Genomic DNA, 18,020 nt, shown 5'->3' with positions numbered 1-18,020 from the left:
TGGAGGCACGTGTGAAAAGTTTCCCAAAGCTTCTTAAGGCGCTGGCGATACTCGCCGCGGTTTGGGCCTCACCGTATACGCTGGCGATCGAGAGTGGGATCACGCCGTTCGGCGCGGAAATTGCCGGCAACAAGGACGGCACGATTCCGGCATACACGGGGGGCATCAAGGACTTTCCGACCGGGTTCAAGGCCGACTCCGGAAAATGGGCCGACCCGTTTCCCGGTGAAAAGCCGGTTCTGCAAATCACGGCTCAGAACTATCAGCAATACGCCGACAAACTGAGCGCCGCCTCGATCGAGCTGTTCAAGCGCTATCCGACTTACCGGATGGACGTTTACCCGACGCACCGCTCGGTTTCGTATCCGGACTGGTATCTCCAGAACTCGGAAAAGGACGCGGAAAGTGCCAAGCTCGAAAAAAACGGCCTTTATATCGATGGGGCGTTCGGCGGCAAGCCGTTCCCGGTGCCGAAAAACGGTCAGGAGGCGCTGTGGGACTGGGAATTACGCTACGTCGGAACGGCCCAGAAAAACAACGTGAAGACGTGGCTCGTCGATTCGAGCGGCACGCCGATTCTTGCTGCGCAGTTCAAGAGTTCGCTGCTCTATCCGTATTTCGAGCCGAAGGACGAAGCGGAGTTTCGCAAGAAGGGCCCCCTCGCGATCTGGTATCAGGTATATAACGACTACGCGTCACCGGCCCGCCTGATTGGCGACACGACGCTCTTCTGGTACTTCACGGATTCGGCCGATCACGATCAGCAATCGTGGGAATACAACCCGGGCCAACGCCGCGTGCGCGTGGCGCCCGATCTCGCCTACGACACGCCGAACCCCGGCTATTCGGGCGCGATCACGATGGACGACATCCAGTTGTTCTACGGCAAGATCGATCGCTGGAACGCGAAGCTGGTCGGCAAGAAGGAAATGTACATTCCGTACAACGACTACAAGCAGCAGTACGACACGCCGGCCAGCAAGATCACCACGCCGCATTTCGTGAATCCCGATTATGTCCGGTGGGAGCTGCACCGCGTATGGGTCGTGGAGCTGACGCTCAAGCCGGGCGCGCGTCACATCTACAGCAAGAAGACGCTGTACTTCGACGAGGATGGCGGCGGGGGAATGATGGATGCCTACGACCAGTCCGGCAAGCTCTATCGGGCCGGCTTTGAGACCACGGTTCCAGCGTACGACTACAAGGTGCCGTATTCGCTCGGTAACTGGTTCTACGACTTCAACAGCGGCATTTATATCTTCGGTAGCCATCCGGCGGACTCGCCCGGGATTTTCTTCAACGTGAATTTCCCAAATGACTACTTCACGCCGGAGCGTATGCAATCCGCGGGTGTGCGCTAATTGCGCGCCGAGTTGAGGATGAGGTATTGAGTGATGCGTCCTGCCCGGCTTGCCTGGCGGGCACAAGGAAGGGCGCAGCACGTGCGCCGTGCCGGCTATGGCATGGCGCACAAAGAAGTTTTCATAAAAAGCTCAGAACTGTTCGCGTGATCGATCGCCAGTTACTGTGAAGGAGACACAATGCGCAAGACCCTGTTTCGTTGGCTGGCAATCGTCGCCGCGGCATGCGCCGCGAGCGGGTCGGTCTACGCCGAATTCGCCGACCCGATGCGCTCGCCCGCCGTCATCAACCCGCAGGCCGCGCATGAACCGCTGATGGCGCTGGCGCAGGCCGGACAGCGCCTGGTCGCGGTAGGTCCGCGCGGAGCAATTCTCGTATCGGACGACGCCGCCGTGCACTGGCGCCAGGTACAGGTGCCGGTGAGTTCCGATCTGGTGGCCGTTACGTTCAAGTCGGCCGCGCTGGGCTGGGCGGTCGGACACGACGGCGAGGTGCTCCATACCACCGACGGTGGCAATAGCTGGACGCGACAGCTCGACGGCCAGCAGGCGGCCAGGCTGATGAGCGAGTACTACGCGAAGCAACCGGGCGATTCACCTGATCTCAAGGCATCGCGCGAAGAGGCCGAGCGCTTTGAAGCAGACCAGGGAGGCCGTCCGTTTCTCGACGTCTGGTTCGATGACGAGCGTTCCGGCTGGGTCATCGGTTCGTTCAACATCATTTTTCATACCGACGACGGCGGCAAGAGCTGGGTGCCCTGGTTCGACCGCGTCGACAATCCCAACGCATTGAACCTGCATGCGATGCGCCGTATCAACGGCACGCTTTATATCGCGGGCGAACAGGGGCTGCTGCTGAAGCTCGATCCCGACAAGCAGCGTTTCGTCGCGGTGCCTACGCCGTCGAAGGGTAGCTTCTTCGGTCTCGCTTCCACGCACAACGCGATGATCGTCTACGGTCTGCTCGGCAACGCGTATCGCTCCACCGACGGCGGCGCGACGTGGGACAAGATCACGCTGCCGACCGGCGCGAGCATTCTCGCTTCGGCTGAACTGCCGAACGGCCACCTTATTCTCGCGACCCAGGCGGGCGAGCTGCTCGAGAGCGTCGACCAGGGGGCAACGTTTCATACACTCGGCGCGAGCCAGCCAGGCGGCATCTTCGCCATGGCGCTGCGCGGCGACACCGCGGTGCTGGCCGGTGCGGCCGGCCTGTCGCGGATCGCATTGTCGAAGTTGCACTAGGGTCTGTTTACATATGGAACGCACGTGCGAATGCCCGCTATCGGCCGCAGGGCAAGGAGTAAGGAGCGCTGCGTGGCCGCGCCACGTGAGCGACGCACGACGCCGCCATGCGGCCGATAGCGGGCATTCCCCTGGAATGAAATTCAGAACTGGGGTTGCCGCGAGAAGGGCCGCTCGCTGCGTCATGCTCCTTGCGAATACGTCGAGTATTCGCGGCGTCGCAATCCTTGCGAGCGGCCCTTCTCGCGGCAACGCACGTGCGTTCCATATGTAAACAGACCCTAAGGGGGAGCAGACATGGCTGGCGGCAACAATGCCCAATTCGACAAGATGCCCGTGGTGGCGGATCTTGCCAGCTTCGATACGCGCTCGGGTAACGCGCTCGAGCGGTTGATCTTCAACCGGCGTCCGTGGCTCATCATCATCTGCGCGATCATCACGGCGGTGCTTGGATTTCAGGCGCTGCGGCTCGATGTGAATGCGAGCTTCGAGAAGATGATTCCGCTGTCGCATCCGTACATCAAAAACTACCTCGCCAACAAGGCGGATCTGAAAGGACTCGGCAATTCGCTGCGGATCGTCGTCGAGAATCCGTCGGGTGACATCTACGATCCGAAATATCTCGCGGCGCTGCGGCGTATCAACGACGCGTTGTTCCTGATTCCGGGCGTCGACCGGCCTGGCGTGAAGTCGCTCTGGATGCCGATCGTGCGCTGGAACGTGGTCACGGAGCGCGGCTTCGCAGGGGGACCGGTGATGCCGGACGGCTTCGACGGGTCCGCGCAGGCAGTCGAACAGCTGCGCACCAACGTTGCCCGCGCCAACATCGCGGGCAGCCTCGTGTCGAACGATCTGCATTCGAGCATGATCCAGCTGCCGCTGCTCGATCATTACGCCGATACCGGCAAGCCGCTCGACTACGCGAAGCTCTCGCACCGGATCGACGAGGTCATCAAAGCGGAGGGCCGCGGCGAGGTCCGGGTTCACGTGGTGGGCTTCGCGAAACTGATCGGCGACCTGATCGACGGACTCAAGCTGGTAGCGATGTACTTCGGCGTGGCCGCGGGGATCGCCCTCGTCGTGATCTTTCTCTATACGCGCTGCTATCGCAGCACGCTGCTGGTGGTGGGGTGTTCGCTGATTGCGGTGGTCTGGCAGCTCGGCATCATTCGCACGCTCGGCTATGTGCTGGACCCGTACTCGGTGCTCGTACCGTTTCTCGTTTTCGCGATCGGCGTCTCGCATGGCGCGCAGAAGATGAACGGGATCACGCAGGACATCGGGCGTGGCACGCATCGCTACGTGGCGGCGCGCTACACGTTCCGGCGGCTTTTCCTCGCCGGTCTCACGGCGTTGCTCGCGGACGTGGTTGGGTTTGCCGTGCTGATGGTCATCGACATTCCGGTAATCAAGGATCTGGCATTTACCGCGAGCGTTGGCGTCGGCGTGCTGGTCTTCACCAACCTGCTGCTGCTGCCGGTACTACTGTCATACATTGGTGTGAGTCCGTCGGCTGCACGACGCAGCGTGCGTGGCGAGCAGAACGACGCGCGCGGCACCTCGTCGGCGGGCGCGTTGTGGAATCTGCTCGATCGCTTCACCGAGCGCCGCTGGGCTGTCGGTGCGATCGTTTGTGCGGCGTCGCTCACGGTGTTCGGCTGGTCGATCAGTCAGCACCTGCAGATCGGCGACCTTGATTCGGGCGCGCCGGAACTCAGGCCGGAGTCGCGTTATAACCTCGACAACGCGTACACCAACGCGCACTACGGTCTGTCGAGCGACCCGTTCGTCGTGATCGGCAAGTCGTCGCACGGCACCTGCGACGCCAACAACTTCCCGCTGGTGCTCGAGGCGGACCGGCTCGAAACCGCACTGCGGGGTGTGCCGGGGGTGCAGACCACCACCTCGGTCGGCGGTCTCGCGCGCTGGATGACGTCCGGGTTCTACGAGGGCTACCCGAAGTGGTACACGATCGACCGCGTGCCTTCGATCGTGAACAAGACGGTGTGGCAGATCCTGCTCGATCATCCTGATCTGCTGAGCCAGACCTGCGGCACCGCACCGGTCATCGCCTATCTGACCGATCACAAAGCGGCGACGCTGTCGCGCGTGATGGAGGCTGCAGAGGCATTCGCGAAAACCCATAGCGACGCCGATCATCAGTTCCTGATGGTGGCCGGGTCGGCGGGCATCGACGCGGTGACGAACGTCGTTGTTGCCAAGGCGAACCGCACGATGCTGTTGATGGTGTATGCAGCGGTGATCCTGCTGTGCTTCATCACGTTCCGCAGCTGGCGCGCGGTCGTGGTGGCGGTCGTGCCGCTCGGGATCACGTCGGTGCTGTGCGAGGCGCTGATGGTCAAGCTCGGCATCGGCGTGAAGGTGGCAACGCTGCCGGTGATCGCGCTGGGCGTGGGCATCGGCGTCGACTATGCGCTCTATCTGCTGAGTGTGCAGCTCGCGTATCAGCGCGCTGGGCAGCCGCTGCGTGTAGCCTATCGGCACGCGGTGCAGTTCACCGGGAAGGTCGTGGCGCTGGTCGGTGTGACGTTGGCTGCCGGCGTCATAACGTGGGCGTTCTCGCCGATCAAGTTCCAGGCCGATATGGGCATCCTGCTCACGTTCATGTTCCTGTGGAACATGATCGGCGCGCTGATCCTCATTCCGGCGCTGTCGCATTTCCTGCTGCAAGGCATTTCGCGTAAAGCAGTGGCGAAGGGCGGCGCCGCCGGTTCCACGAAGGTCGAGGCCTGTAGCGGTGAGGCAACGCTGCGGTCGTGACTGCGGAACGGGTGCCGCTCTTCGCGCGGCACCCTGGCAGGACAAAAGAATTGGCCCGCTATCTATGGAGATAGCGGGCCGGGTTGCCTGCAGGTCACGCGGCGCGTTGGGGCGAGCCACTCGTTGCGCTACACCACGGACATCGAGAAGCTCAGGATCTCCGAGACCCCGCCGTCGACCATCAGCATTTGCCCATTCATGTAGGAGCTCGCTTCGGAGGCGAGAAAAACCGCGACGCCGCCGAGTTCCTCGGGGTTCCCCCAGCGTCCCACCGAGATATGCGAACGCACGATTTCCTTCATCCGCGGGTTGGACGTGACGGGCTCGGCCATTTCGGTGAGAAAGTAGCCGGGGCAGATGCCGTTGCAACGAATGCCGTGTCGGCCCAGTTCCGCGCCGAGCGATTTCGTCAGTCCGGCGATCGCGTGCTTGCTGGCCACGTATGCCTGCAGCTTCTCGCGACCGAGCACCGACACATAAGACCCGACGTTGATGATGCGTCCGTGTCCGCGTTCGATCATCTGGCGCGCAACTTCCTGCGCGAGCACGTAGGCGGCCGTGACGTTGGTATCCATCGTTCTTTGCCACATGTCGAGGTTCGACTGCAGAAAATCACTCCACTCGCAAATGCCGGCATTGTTGAGCAGGACGTCGATGCGTCCGTGGCGTGCAAGGACGTTGCGAACGCCGTTTCTGATTGCGCCCTGATCGGTGAGGTCGAACGGTTCGATATCGACGTCGCCGCCCGCTTTACGAATCGATTCCGCAGCGGTTTCGAGGCTCGCGCGCGAACGCGCGCACAGTATCACCGTCGCACCCGCTGCCGCCAGCGCGTTAGCCATGGCGAAACCGAGGCCGCGCGACGCGCCGGTGACGAGCGCAATCTGTCCTTCCAGTGAAAAGAGTTTCATAGTCTGACTCCATGGATCATGCGAAGGCTGGTTACCAGTGGCGAATGACGATCTTGCCGAAATGCTGCTGGCTTTCGAGGTGCCGCAGCGCATCCGGTACGCGCGCAAAGTCATAAACCGAGTCGATGACGGGCTTGAGCTTGTGCAGTCCGATCGCGCGGTTCATCGCTTCGAAATCCTGACGGGAGCCGACGCGGATCGGCGCGATCGACAGTCCGCGCGTGAAGAATCCTTCGCCGGGAGAAGGGGCGCCGGTCAGCAGTCCGACCACGCTGATGCGCCCGCTGTCGCGAGTGGCGGCAATGGACTTGCCGAAGGTTTGGGCGCCGCCCACCTCGACGACCAGATCGACCCCAAAGCCATCGGTCAGGCGCAGCACGGCGTCATCCCAATTCGGCGTGTCGCGGTAGTTGATCGTGGCGTCGGCGCCGAGTTCGGCAAGCCGTTTGAGCTTCGCTTCGCTCGACGAAGTCGCGATCACGCGCGCGCCGAACAGACGGGCGAGCTGCAGAGCGAACAGCGATACCCCGCCAGAGCCCTGTACGAGCACGGTTTGGCCCGGCAGCAGCGGCGCATGCTGGCACAGCGCGTTCCATGCGGTGAGCGCGGCGCAAGGCAGCGTTGCGGCCTCCTCGTCGGAAAGATGATCCGGAACGCTAACCAGTTCTTCCTCGCTCAGCACCGCCTTGTCGCGCAGCATGCCTTCGACGATAGCGCCGCGGCCCAGCGTATCCGCGTGTTGCGGGCGGCTGCCGCCGTGCCAGTTCTGCGCGAAATTGGCCATCACCCGGTCGCCGGGTCGGAAGCGCCGCACGCCTGGGCCGACGGCAAGCACGACGCCCGCGCCGTCCGAGGCCGGAATGAAGTTGGGCGCCATCCAGTCGCGATACGCACCGTTGATCAGCAGCAACTCGCGGAAATTCAACGAACTCGCATTGACCTGTACCAGTACCTGATGAGCGCCGGGCGGCGCCGGATCGGGTTCCTCGCGCAATGCCAGACCCGCAATACCTTCAAACCGTTCACATCGATAGAGCTTCATTGGTCGTCTCCATGGTGTCGAACGAGGGCGTCGAATTGAGCGACAAGCGACGTTCTCCTCATTCTTCTCGTTGACAGCTACAAAAAGATGAGTTCAGAATATAGAACATTGTTCAACAAAGCGTTCGGAGCGTCAAATTGAAAATACTGGTCGCGGTGAAGCGCGTGATCGACTACAACGTGAAACCTCGGGTGAAGTCCGATGGTTCGGGCGTCGATCTGGCCAACGTGAAAATGGCCATGAACCCGTTCGATGAGATCGCGGTGGAGGAGGCGGTGCGCCTCAAGGAAGCGGGCGTAGCGAGTGAAGTCGTCGTGGTGTCCGCGGGAACCACGCAATCGCAGGAGGTGCTGCGTACGGCGCTCGCGATGGGGGCTGATCGCGCGGTGCTGGTGGAAAGCGATGCGGATCTGCAGCCGCTCGCGGTCGCCAAGCTGCTGGCCGCCGTGGCCGCGCGGGAAACTCCGCAACTGGTGCTGCTCGGCAAGCAGGCCATCGACAACGACGCGGGACAAACCGGCCAGAAGCTCGCCGCGTTGCTCGGTTGGCCGCAAGCCACGTTCGCGTTCAAGACGGAAGTGGACGGTCAACAACTACTCGTCACGCGTGAGATCGATGGCGGACTCGAACGTGTCGCGCTCGATCTGCCGGCGGTGGTCACGACGGACTTGCGTCTGAACAGTCCGCGCTACGTGACGCTGCCCAACATCATGAAAGCGAAGAAGAAGCCGCTGGAGACGCTGAGCCCCGACGCGCTGGGGGTCGACGTTGCACCTCGTCTGAAGGTTCTCGAAGTGACCGAGCCGCCGGCGCGTAAGGGCGGCGTGATGGTTCCCGATGTTGCAGCGCTGATTGAAAAGCTTCGTAACGAAGCGAAGGTGATCTGATCATGACTATTCTCGTTATCGCCGAACACGACAACGCAAGCCTCAAGCGCGCCACGCTCAACGCCGTCACGGCGGCAGGCGCTGCGGGCGGCGACATTCATGTACTGGTCGCAGGCCACGGCGCGTCGGCGGTGGTAGAGCAGGCCGCGAACGTTGCCGGCGTCGCCGAAGTGCTCGTCGCGGATGCACCCGAATACGCGCATGGGCTGCCGGAAAATCTGGCCGCACTCGTCGTTTCGCTGGCTAGCGGTTATACGCACGTGATCGCGGCCTCCACGGCCGTGGGCAAGAACTTCATGCCGCGGGTAGCCGCTCTGCTCGACAGCGCGCAGATTTCCGACGTGATCGCTTTCAAGGCCCCCGATGTGTTCGTGCGTCCGATCTACGCGGGCAATGCACTCGCCACGGTCCAATCGTGCGACGCAATCAAGGTCGTCACGATTCGTCCGACCGCTTTCGATGCGGCCGCGACCGGTTCGGCCGCCGCGCCGTCGCGCGCCGTCGCATCGGCAGCGGCTTTCGACAAGGCCCGTTTCGTCGGCCAGGAACTGACGAAATCGAGCCGGCCGGAGCTTGCGGCAGCCAACATCGTGGTGTCGGGAGGCCGAGGCATGCAGAACGGCGACAACTTCAAACTGCTCGACGCGCTCGCGGACAAGCTTGGCGCCGCGGTCGGCGCGTCGCGCGCCGCGGTCGACGCCGGCTTCGTGCCGAACGACTATCAGGTCGGCCAGACCGGCAAGATCGTCGCGCCTCAGTTGTATATCGCGGTGGGTATCTCGGGCGCGATTCAGCATCTCGCCGGTATGAAGGACTCGAAAGTCATCGTCGCGATCAACAAGGACAGCGAGGCGCCGATCTTTCAGGTGGCCGACTACGGTCTGAGCGCCGACCTTTTCGACGCTGTCCCGGCACTGACCGCGGCGCTCGATTGACGTTCGCCCGGATTGACACCGAGCAGAACGCTGTTCAAGATAATTGAACAGCTAGTTGCAATATGGCCGTCGACTGCGCGGCCCCCACATAAAAAGGCGGAACCGGTGCCTACGCCGGCCATATGACGAAGGAGATAACAATGGGTAACACCAGTCCCGATTCGGGTGAGCACACTGTCCGCCTCGATTTTGTCCCGAAGGACAGTTACCTGTCGAAGCAGTTTCTCGAGCGCGAGAACGAGCGCCTCTGGCCGCGAGTCTGGCAGGTCGCCTGCCGTCTGGAAGAGATTCCCAACGTGGGCGACTTCGTGACCTTCGACGTGGCCGGCGAATCGATCATCGTGGTGCGAACCGCGGGAGATCAGATCAAGGCCTTCTTCAACGTCTGCCAGCACCGTGGCCGGCGCCTGACTAATGGCTGTGGCAAGGCCGCGAAATTTCACTGCGCCTATCACGGCTGGCAGTGGAATCTGGATGGCAGTCTTGCGCGTGTGCTCGACAGGCAAGATTGGGAAGGTTGCCCGGACATGGCTGACGGGGACCTTCGTCTCACGGACGTGCTGGTCGATACGTGGGGCGGGTTCGTGTTCATCAATATGGATCCGGACGCAGAGCCGCTCGCGAAATTTCTCGACCCGGTGCCGGAGATCACGAACTGCTTCGAGTTCGAAAAGATGCGCTACCGCTGGTACAAGTCGATTCGTCTGCCGTGCAACTGGAAGGTTGCACTCGAAGCGTTCAACGAGGGTTATCACGTAGCGGCAACCCATCCGCAACTGCTCGACGTCGCCGGCGATGACGTGACGCGCAGTTTCTCCTATGGCCGCCATGGGATGTTTGGTTATTCGACGGCGACGCGGATGATCGGCGCGCCCTCGCCGCGAACCGGCAAGCCGATGCCGGAAGACGTACGCCAGGGGCTCGTGAACTTTTTCCGGGTAATGGAAGAGACTCTGAAGGCGATCAATACCGCGCGCGATTACGAAGCCGCGAAGCGCCTGATGACCGAAATGTCGCCGTCGGGTAACCAGTTCGAAGTCCTTGGGAAGGCGATGGAATTTCAGCGCGAGGCGGCCATCGCCGAGGGCGCGGGCTGGCCCGAGATCTCTTTCGAGCAACTGGGTCGCGCGGGAGCGGACTGGCACGTGTTTCCGAATCTGGTGTTCCTGCCGTACCCGGACGGCGCGTTGTTCTATCGCGCGCGGCCGGATGGCGACAACCCGGATTCGTGCATCTACGACATCTGGTCGCTGCAGCGCTTCGCGCCTGGGGCGGAGCCGCCGTTGAAGCGCGAGTTCTATTACGGCGTGGACGACTGGAAGGAGAACGCGCAGGAGAACTTCGGCCTGATCCTGTGGCAGGACTTCCAGAACATGACCAATGTTCAGCAGGGCATGAAGTCGCGCGGCTTCAAGGGTTTGCGCACCAATCCGCTGCAGGAATCGTCGGTTTCGAACTTCCATCGCGCGCTGCGCGAATTCATCGCGCGGGATGAGTGATGTCGACGAACTGGGACGCAACCTACGACTTCGTGGTGGTCGGCAGCGGCGGGGGTTCGATGTGTGCGGCGCTTGCCTGCAAGTCGGTGGGCAAAGAAGCACTGATCATCGAGAAGCAGGCGAAGGTCGGCGGCTCGACCGGATATTCGGGCGGGGTCTGGTGGCTTCCGAACAATCATGTGATGAAGCGTCACGGCGTCAGCGATTCCTATGAACGCGCGCGCCAGTACTTCGATGCGGCGGTTACTTATCAAGGGCCGGGGACTTCTGACGCGCGACGCGAGGCTTACTTGCGCACCGGCCCGAAGATGGCCGAGTTTCTCGAGCAGCAGGGGATGCAGTTCGTGTACGCGGACGGCTGGTCCGATTACTACGACACGCTGCCCGGCGGCGAGCCGCGTGGCCGGTCGCTGCTGGCCAGGTTGTTCGACGTGAAGGAACTGGGCGAATGGGCGCCGCGTCTGTCGCGCTACAAGGGCCCGTCGATGCCGGCCAACTCGGACGAGTATCCGCAACTGTTTCTGATGAAGCGGACGTGGGGCGGCAAGCGCAAGGCGATGCAACTGGGTGGCCGGATGCTCTATCAGAAGATTACCGGCAAGGAGCTCGTGGCCAACGGCGCGGCGATTCAGGGGCGCATGCTGCAGATGGCGCTGCGCGCGAACGTGCCGATCTGGACGGACACGCCGGTGCGCGAGTTTATCGTCGAGGACGGACGCGTGACAGGCATCGTCGCGGTGCGCAGCGGCCGCGAGTTGCGCGTGCGTGCTCGCGAAGGCGTCCTGCTGAATACCGGCGGCTTTTCACACAACGCGGAAATGCGCCGCAGGTACCAGCCGCAGCCGTCGTCCGCGGACTGGACCAATGCGAATCCGGGCGATACCGGTGAAATCCTGCAAGCCGCGATTGCGCTCGGCGGCGCAGTGGACTGCATGGAGGAAGCGTGGTGGGTCGTGACGTCGCTCGGTCCCAACGAGGAACTGCCCGAAGGTGCACGCGCACCGGATGGCTCGCCGCTGCCGTTCATGCATCACCTCGACCTGTCGCTGCCGTTTTCGATCATGGTCGATCAGGACGGCGAGCGCTTTTGCGACGAAGCGGGAGCGTACATGGAAATCGGTCAACGCATGTACCAGCGCCACAAGCAGACGGGTAAGGCCGTTCCCGCGTGGGTCGTGATGGACAGCCGGCAGCGTAAGTACTACCCGTGGGGCACGGCGATGCCGGGCCAGATTCCGCAGAAGTGGCTCGACAGTGGATACATGATCAAGGCTGACACGCTCGAAGAACTGGCCGCGAAATGCAGTATCGACCGTGCTGGGCTGCTCGGGACCGTCAAGCGCTTCAACGGCTTCTGCGAAACGGGCGTCGACGAAGATTACGGTCGCGGCTCGCGCGCATTCGATCGCTGTCATGGAGACCCGACCATCAAACCGAACCCCAATCTCGGGCCGATCGAGGACGGGCCGTTCTACGCCGTGCGCATGTATCCAGGGGATGTGGGCACGGCAGGCGGTCTCGTGACCGACGAATACGGGCGCGTGCTGAAGGACGATGGTTCGAAAATCCCTGGGCTGTACGCCACCGGCAACTGCACGGCATCCGTGGTTGGCCGGTGTTATCCGGGCGCCGGCAGCAGCATCGGCGCATCGTTCGTGTTCGGTTACATCGCGGCGCTGCATGCGAGCGGCGCGCAAAAGATCTGGTGACACAGGAGAGTGACGAATGAATGCCTATCAGCCGCCCAGCAGCGAAGTCCTGGTCGACATCTACAGGCGCATGGCTCTCATCAAGCAGAACGATGAGCGCTTTCGTGCCGTTATCAAGGCCGGCAAGCTGGTGATGCCGTACTACTCGCCGCGCGGCCAGGAAGTGATTCCGTCGGCGATGTCGGTGTGTCTCACCGACGACGACTACATCTGCACGATCTACCGCGGCGTCCACGACATGATCGCCAAAGGTGTGCCGCTCAAGGAACTCTGGGCCGAGCTCGGAGGACGAGTGACGGGCACATGCAAAGGCAAGGGCGGCCCGATGCACGTCACGCACCCCGCGTCGGGCGTCATGGTGACGACCGGCATTGTCGGCAGTTCGATGCCGATCGCAAATGGGCTTGCGCTCGCCGCGCAGATTCGTGGTGAATCGCGCGTGGCCGTGGCCTACTTCGGTGACGGCGCATCAAACATTGGCGCCTTCCACGAGTCGCTGAACATGGCGTCCGTGTGGAAGTTGCCGGTGATTTTCGTCTGCCAGAACAACGGCTATGCCGAGCACACCAAATACGCGTATGGCACGTCCGCGCCGAACATCGCCCAGCGCGCCGTCGCGTACCAGATGCCGGGCATCACGGTGAACGGCAACGATCCGATTCAGATGCACAAGGCGGCGCACGAAGCGGTCGAACGCGCGCGCAATGGCGGCGGCCCGACGCTGATCGAAGCGAACACGTTCCGCTTTCAGGGGCACGTGTTCGGCGACCCGGACGCCTATATGGACAAGCACGAAAAGGCCGCCTGGCTCGCGAAGGATCCAGTGCCGCTGTTCCGTCAGTGGCTCATCGATGCGAAGCATGCGACCGAGGAGCAACTGGTTGCGATGGAAGCCGAACACGAGGCGCAGATCGACGCCGCGGTCGAATTCACGCTGTCGAGCGAATATCCCGATGTTGCGGAGCTTCGGCGCGACATCTTCAAGGACGAGGTGCTTGCATGAGCCAGCAGCCAACCAACATCAACACCATCCAGGCGGTCAACTTCGCGCTCGACGACGCGATGGCCGCCGACGCCAACGTAATCGTGCTGGGTGAAGACGTTGCCGACGGCCAGGAGGGCGGCATTGTCGGCGTAACGAAGGGACTGTCGTCGAAATACGGCACGTCGCGGGTGCGTTCGACGCCGATTTCGGAGCAGGCCATCATCGGTGCGGCAATCGGCGCTTCGATGGTCGGGATGCGTCCTGTGGCGGAAATCATGCTGATGAACTTCACGACCGTCGCGATGGACATGATCGTGAATCACGCCGCGAAGCTGCGGTTCATGTCGGGCGGACAGACCAATGTGCCGATCGTCATCCGCACCATGACGGGCGCGGGCTTCGGCACGGGTGGTCAGCACGCCGACTACCTCGAGGCCTGGTTTGCGCACGTTGCCGGCATCAAGGTCGTCACACCGTCGAATCCTGCCGATGCGTATGGCTTGATGCTGTCCTGCATCCGCGATGACGACCCTTGCCTTTTCATCGAGAACATGCCGACCTACTGGAATCCGGGCAGTGCGCCGGAGCGCGGCGTGGCGATTCCGCTTGGCAAAGCCAACGTGATTCGCGCGGGTACCGACGTGACAGTGATCAGCTACAGCCGCCGCGTGCAGGAAGCCATGGCTGCTGCCGAAGCGCTGGCCAAAGATGGTGTCGCCTGCGAAGTGATCGATTTGCGCACTGTCTCTCCGTTGGATACCGAAACTATCCTGACTTCGGTTGCAAAAACCGGGCGCGCCGTTGTCGTGCACGAAGCCGTCAAACCGTTCGGCGTGGGTGCGGAAATCGCATCCCGTATCTACGAAGCCCTCTTTCGCGAGCTCAAGGCGCCCGTGCAGCGCGTAGGCGCGCAATTCTGCCCCGTGCCGTTCTCCAAGCCGCTCGAAGACGCGTTCGTACCGGGCGTGGCCGAAATCGAATCGGCGGTTCGCGCGACGCTGAAATGACCAGCACGAACACCCGGAATTCCATCATCAATAGAGCAAGGTCATGACCACACAAGTGCTGCTTCCCAAACTGGGCTTTTCCATGAACGAAGGCACGCTAGCCGAATGGCTGGCGGACGACGGCGCAACCGTGAGCGAAGGGCAGATTCTCTATGCGCTCGAAAGCGACAAATCGATTCAGGAGGTCGAGTCGCCCGCGTCGGGCACGCTGCGCATCGTTGCCCAGGTTGGCGAAGTGTATCCCGTCGGCACGGTGCTGGCGGAAATCGTCTGATTGGCCGCAGGCCGTCACGCTATCCAACAGTCGTTCGAAGAGGCATCCGCGATGAGTGTCGAATCCGTTGCTACGCGACCGCAGTCCGATGTGAATACCGGCCCCGGCGAGGCTGCAGTCCCCGCTTTCGGCGCGAATCTGCCGCCTTGGCCGCAGGTCGATTTCGCCGAATTCGGCGAGGTGGAAGTCAAGCCGGTGTCGCGCATCCAGAAGCTCACAGGAGCCTTCCTGTCGCGCAACTGGCTGACGATCCCGCATGTGACCCACCACGACGACGCTGATATTACGTCGCTCGAAAGTTATCGCAAGGCCCGTAACGAGGCGGGCACGGCGGTTAAGCTGACGCCGCTCGTCTTCCTTATCAAAGCCGTGGTGCGGGCTTTGCAGGAGTTCCCGCAATTCAACGCGTCGCTCGACGGTGACGGCAAAAACATCGTTCTGAAGAAGTACTTCCACATCGGGGTCGCCGTGGACACGCGCTTCGGATTGCTGGTGCCGGTGCTGCGCGATTGCGACAGGAAGAGCGTCGAAGAACTCTCGGCGGAACTTGCGGCAATTTCGCAGAAGGCGCGCGAAAAGGGTTTGTCGATGGCAGAGATGTCGGGCGGTTGCTTTTCGATCAGTTCGCTCGGCGGCTTTGGCGGTACTGGTTTTACGCCTATCGTCAATGCGCCGGAGGTGGCGATTCTCGGCGCGACTAAAACCCGGCTGGTAGCCGCGCCGGCGGACGACGGCGGCGTCAGCTGGCGCAAGATGCTGCCCCTGTCGCTCAGCTACGACCATCGCGTGATCAACGGAGCCGACGCGGCGCGGTTCGCCGCATTCATTGGAACCGTGTTGGCCGATCCGCAGACGCTCGCTGGCTAACAGTCGATCTGACAAAACAACGACAGGATTGAGATGAGAACCCTTGGCGAGATGATCGAGCGAAACGCTCGCTTGCATGCCGACTACACGGCGCTCGTGTACGCCGACCGACGTCTGACGCACAGTCAGTTGGCGGAGCGTGCACGCCGCTTGTCGGGAGCGCTATATGAGCGCGGCCTGCGGCGTCAGGACCGGGTTGCGATCCTCGCGATGAATTGCGCGGAGTACTACGAGAGCTACCGTGCATGCGAGTGGGCCGGCTTCATTCTGGCAACCGTCAATTTCAGGCTGGCCCCCGCGGAGATTCTTTATATTCTTAAGGACGCGGCCCCTAAGGCGCTCGTATTCGAGGCTCAGTATGCCGATGTCGTGAACGGACTGCGTTCGCAACTGCCCGAAATCGAGCAGTACATCTGCATTGGCGACGCGCCGGAATGGGCCGTTTCATTCGAGGCGGTGATGGAAGCCGGCCCAGTGGAAGGGCCGCCGATCCGTTCGAAACCGGAAGACTACGCGTACCTGATGTACACGAGCGGCACCACGGGGCGTCCCAAGGGCGTCGTGCGCACGCACCATGCCATGTGCGTCACCGCCGAAAGCTGCGCGCTGGTGACGGAGTTTTCGGGCAATACCCGCGTGCTACAGACGACCCCGGCGTTCCACGTCGGTGGAATTGGCTTCGTTAATTCGGTGGCCTGGATGGGCGGCACGACGGTCGTGCATCGCGTCTTCGAGCCGAAGCAAATGCTCGAGACGATCGCCGAAGAACGCATCACCTTCACGTTCATGGTTGCCGCGATGCTTCAGGCGGTCCTCGATGTGCCCGAACTGTCGAGCTATGACGTGTCCAGCATCGAAAACATCGTCACGGCGGCAGCCCCGGTGCCTGCACCGCTGCTGTCGCGCGGCATTCAGGTGCTCGGCCCGGTGTTTTCGGTCCAATACGGCATGACCGAGAGCAACGCCTGCTGGTTGCCCGCGCATGAGGTCAAGCCCAAAGGGTCTCCGGAACAGGTACGGCGTCTCGCATCGGTAGGGCGCCCGTGCCCCGGCATCGACCTGCGCATCGTCGACGATCAAGGCAACGATCTGCCGCAAGGCCAGACCGGCGAGGTCTGGCTGCGCTCGCAGACGCAGTTGAGTGGCTACTGGAACAACAGCGTGGCGACGGTGGAAGCACTGCGCGATGGCTGGTATCGCTCGGGCGACATGGGCTACCAGGACGAGGACGGCTACATTTTCCTCGTCGACCGCAAGAAGGACATGATCATTTCCGGCGGCGAGAACATCTACAGCCGTGAAGTCGAAGATGCGCTGCTCCAGCATCCGGCAGTCATCGACGTGGCGGTGATCGGCGCGCCGCACGAGAAGTGGGGAGAGTGCGTCAAGGCGATCGTCGTGTTGCGCCGTGGCGAGCAAGCGGGCGAAGCCGAATTGATCGAGTTCTGTCGCGGCTTGATCGCGAGCTACAAATGTCCGAAAGCCATTGCATTCGTCGACGAATTGCCGAGGCTGCCGACGGGCAAGATCAGCAAGGTAAGTCTGCGCGCGCAGTTTGCCCGGTGAACGGCAATCGCCTCAATTGGAGGGAATCGACCATGGCCAAATGGCTGAAAACATCGGAGTGCGTGAAGTTTGAAGTGGCGCAACGCGTTGCGCGCATCATGCTGAGTCGTCCGGACAAGCGCAACGCCATCAACAATCCGCTTCTGCAGGAACTCAAGGCGGCGTTGCTCGAAGCCGACGACCTCAAATCGGTGAACGTGATCGTACTGTCGGGAGCTGGCCGCGACTTCTGCGCAGGCTACGATCTGGTGACGACGTATTCGGATCGGGCCGCGGACGCCGCTGATCCGGGTGACTATCGTGGAACGATTCGCAGCTTCGACGACGACTGCTGGTCGATGGAGCGGCAGTCGGAGACGGTCAATCTGATGGCGGATATCCACAAGCCGATCATCGCGCAGGTGCATGGCAACTGTCTTGCGGGCGGCACGGATCTCGCGCTGACGTGCGACATGGTGATCGCCGCCGACAACGCAAGGATCGGCTTTCCCGCCACGCGCGCGAACGGCTCGCCGCCTGCGCATATGTGGTTCTATCACGTCGGCCCGCAGTGGGCGAAGCGTCTGCTGCTGTCTGGCGACTCGCTGACGGGCCGCGATGCCGCGAAGATCGGGCTCGTGATGGATGCGGTGCCGGCAGAGCAGCTCGAAGCGGAGGTGGGCGAGTTGGCACGCCGTCTGTCGTTTGTCGATGCCGATCTGCTTGCGGCCAACAAGCGCATTGTCAACATCGGGCTGGAGCTGGCCGGTTCGCGCACGCTTCAGCGGCTCGCGGTGGAAAACGACTCGCGGGCTCACCAGAGCCTGGGGCCGCGCCGCGCGCAGTTCAAGGCGGACATGGAAGCGGTTGGCTTGAAGGAAGCGCTCAAGCGCCGCGACGAGCCGTTCGGCGACGGGATGATCCGCCTGCATGCTCGCGGCAGTTGACCAGACCGTCGAACGGACGAACCAA

At 62.3% G+C, this 18,020-nt stretch carries 15 protein-coding genes; 13 read left to right on the top strand and 2 right to left on the bottom strand.

Going from position 1 to position 18,020, the window contains the following annotated elements; translation table 11 throughout:
* The first annotated feature begins 11 nt into the window (after nt 1–11).
* From OKW35_RS47190 to OKW35_RS47180, 3 genes are all read left to right on the top strand, one after another.
* Entirely contained in the window at nt 12–1,361 is a 1,350-nt protein-coding gene (locus OKW35_RS47190; RefSeq protein ID WP_311734815.1) for a DUF1329 domain-containing protein, read from the top strand.
* A gap of 180 nt (nt 1,362–1,541) precedes the next feature.
* On the top strand, nt 1,542–2,606 hold the full coding sequence (locus OKW35_RS47185; RefSeq protein WP_184061951.1) for a WD40/YVTN/BNR-like repeat-containing protein: 1,065 nt from the start codon (nt 1,542–1,544) through the stop codon (nt 2,604–2,606).
* A 297-nt stretch (nt 2,607–2,903) separates the two neighbouring features.
* Nucleotides 2,904–5,387 carry an efflux RND transporter permease subunit gene (locus OKW35_RS47180; protein ID WP_429555668.1) on the top strand — a complete coding sequence of 828 codons (2,484 nt, stop codon included), beginning with the start codon at nt 2,904–2,906 and terminating at the stop codon, nt 5,385–5,387.
* A 128-nt stretch (nt 5,388–5,515) separates the two neighbouring features.
* On the opposite strand, the gene OKW35_RS47175 is transcribed toward OKW35_RS47180, so the two are convergent.
* Nucleotides 5,516–6,298 (bottom strand): SDR family oxidoreductase, encoded by a 783-nt coding sequence (locus tag OKW35_RS47175; protein ID WP_187611699.1) that lies wholly within the window; start codon nt 6,296–6,298, stop codon nt 5,516–5,518.
* Between the two features lie 31 nt (nt 6,299–6,329).
* Nucleotides 6,330–7,340: a zinc-dependent alcohol dehydrogenase family protein gene (locus tag OKW35_RS47170; RefSeq protein ID WP_429555667.1), complete on the bottom strand. Its 1,011-nt coding sequence runs from the start codon at nt 7,338–7,340 to the stop codon at nt 6,330–6,332.
* Nucleotides 7,341–7,477: 137 nt separating this feature from the next.
* On the opposite strand from OKW35_RS47170, the gene OKW35_RS47165 reads away from it, so the two are divergent.
* From OKW35_RS47165 to OKW35_RS47120, 10 genes are all read left to right on the top strand, one after another.
* Complete coding sequence (locus tag OKW35_RS47165) at nt 7,478–8,227, top strand: electron transfer flavoprotein subunit beta/FixA family protein (protein ID WP_018425503.1); 750 nt, start codon at nt 7,478–7,480, stop codon at nt 8,225–8,227.
* Between the two features lie 2 nt (nt 8,228–8,229).
* Nucleotides 8,230–9,162, top strand: a complete 933-nt coding sequence (locus OKW35_RS47160; protein ID WP_429555666.1) for an electron transfer flavoprotein subunit alpha/FixB family protein — start codon at nt 8,230–8,232, stop codon at nt 9,160–9,162.
* Between the two features lie 140 nt (nt 9,163–9,302).
* Nucleotides 9,303–10,661, top strand: coding sequence for an aromatic ring-hydroxylating oxygenase subunit alpha (locus OKW35_RS47155; protein WP_429555665.1), 1,359 nt, complete (start codon nt 9,303–9,305; stop codon nt 10,659–10,661).
* Nucleotides 10,661–12,370, top strand: coding sequence for an FAD-binding protein (locus OKW35_RS47150; protein ID WP_429555664.1), 1,710 nt, complete (start codon nt 10,661–10,663; stop codon nt 12,368–12,370). The genes OKW35_RS47155 and OKW35_RS47150 overlap by 1 nt, the downstream gene beginning before the upstream one ends.
* 16 nt (nt 12,371–12,386) lie before the next feature.
* Nucleotides 12,387–13,373 carry a thiamine pyrophosphate-dependent dehydrogenase E1 component subunit alpha gene (locus OKW35_RS47145; RefSeq protein WP_018425499.1) on the top strand — a complete coding sequence of 329 codons (987 nt, stop codon included), beginning with the start codon at nt 12,387–12,389 and terminating at the stop codon, nt 13,371–13,373.
* Nucleotides 13,370–14,362, top strand: a complete 993-nt coding sequence (locus tag OKW35_RS47140; RefSeq protein ID WP_429555663.1) for an alpha-ketoacid dehydrogenase subunit beta — start codon at nt 13,370–13,372, stop codon at nt 14,360–14,362. Before OKW35_RS47145 ends, OKW35_RS47140 begins: the two co-directional genes overlap by 4 nt.
* Nucleotides 14,363–14,405: 43 nt before the next feature.
* Nucleotides 14,406–14,636 (top strand): biotin/lipoyl-containing protein, encoded by a 231-nt coding sequence (locus OKW35_RS47135; protein WP_018425497.1) that lies wholly within the window; start codon nt 14,406–14,408, stop codon nt 14,634–14,636.
* 51 nt (nt 14,637–14,687) lie between these two features.
* Entirely contained in the window at nt 14,688–15,503 is an 816-nt protein-coding gene (locus tag OKW35_RS47130) for a 2-oxo acid dehydrogenase subunit E2 (RefSeq protein WP_429555662.1), read from the top strand.
* A gap of 33 nt (nt 15,504–15,536) precedes the next feature.
* Complete coding sequence (locus OKW35_RS47125; protein ID WP_429555661.1) at nt 15,537–17,069, top strand: class I adenylate-forming enzyme family protein; 1,533 nt, start codon at nt 15,537–15,539, stop codon at nt 17,067–17,069.
* 32 nt (nt 17,070–17,101) lie between these two features.
* Nucleotides 17,102–17,995, top strand: a complete 894-nt coding sequence (locus OKW35_RS47120) for a crotonase/enoyl-CoA hydratase family protein (protein ID WP_429555660.1) — start codon at nt 17,102–17,104, stop codon at nt 17,993–17,995.
* Nucleotides 17,996–18,020: the final 25 nt, after the last annotated feature.

The sequence above is a fragment of the Paraburkholderia sp. MM5477-R1 genome, from assembly GCF_050436385.1.
Taxonomy (GTDB): domain Bacteria; phylum Pseudomonadota; class Gammaproteobacteria; order Burkholderiales; family Burkholderiaceae; genus Paraburkholderia; species Paraburkholderia tuberum.
This window is presented reverse-complemented; position numbering and strand designations above follow the sequence as displayed.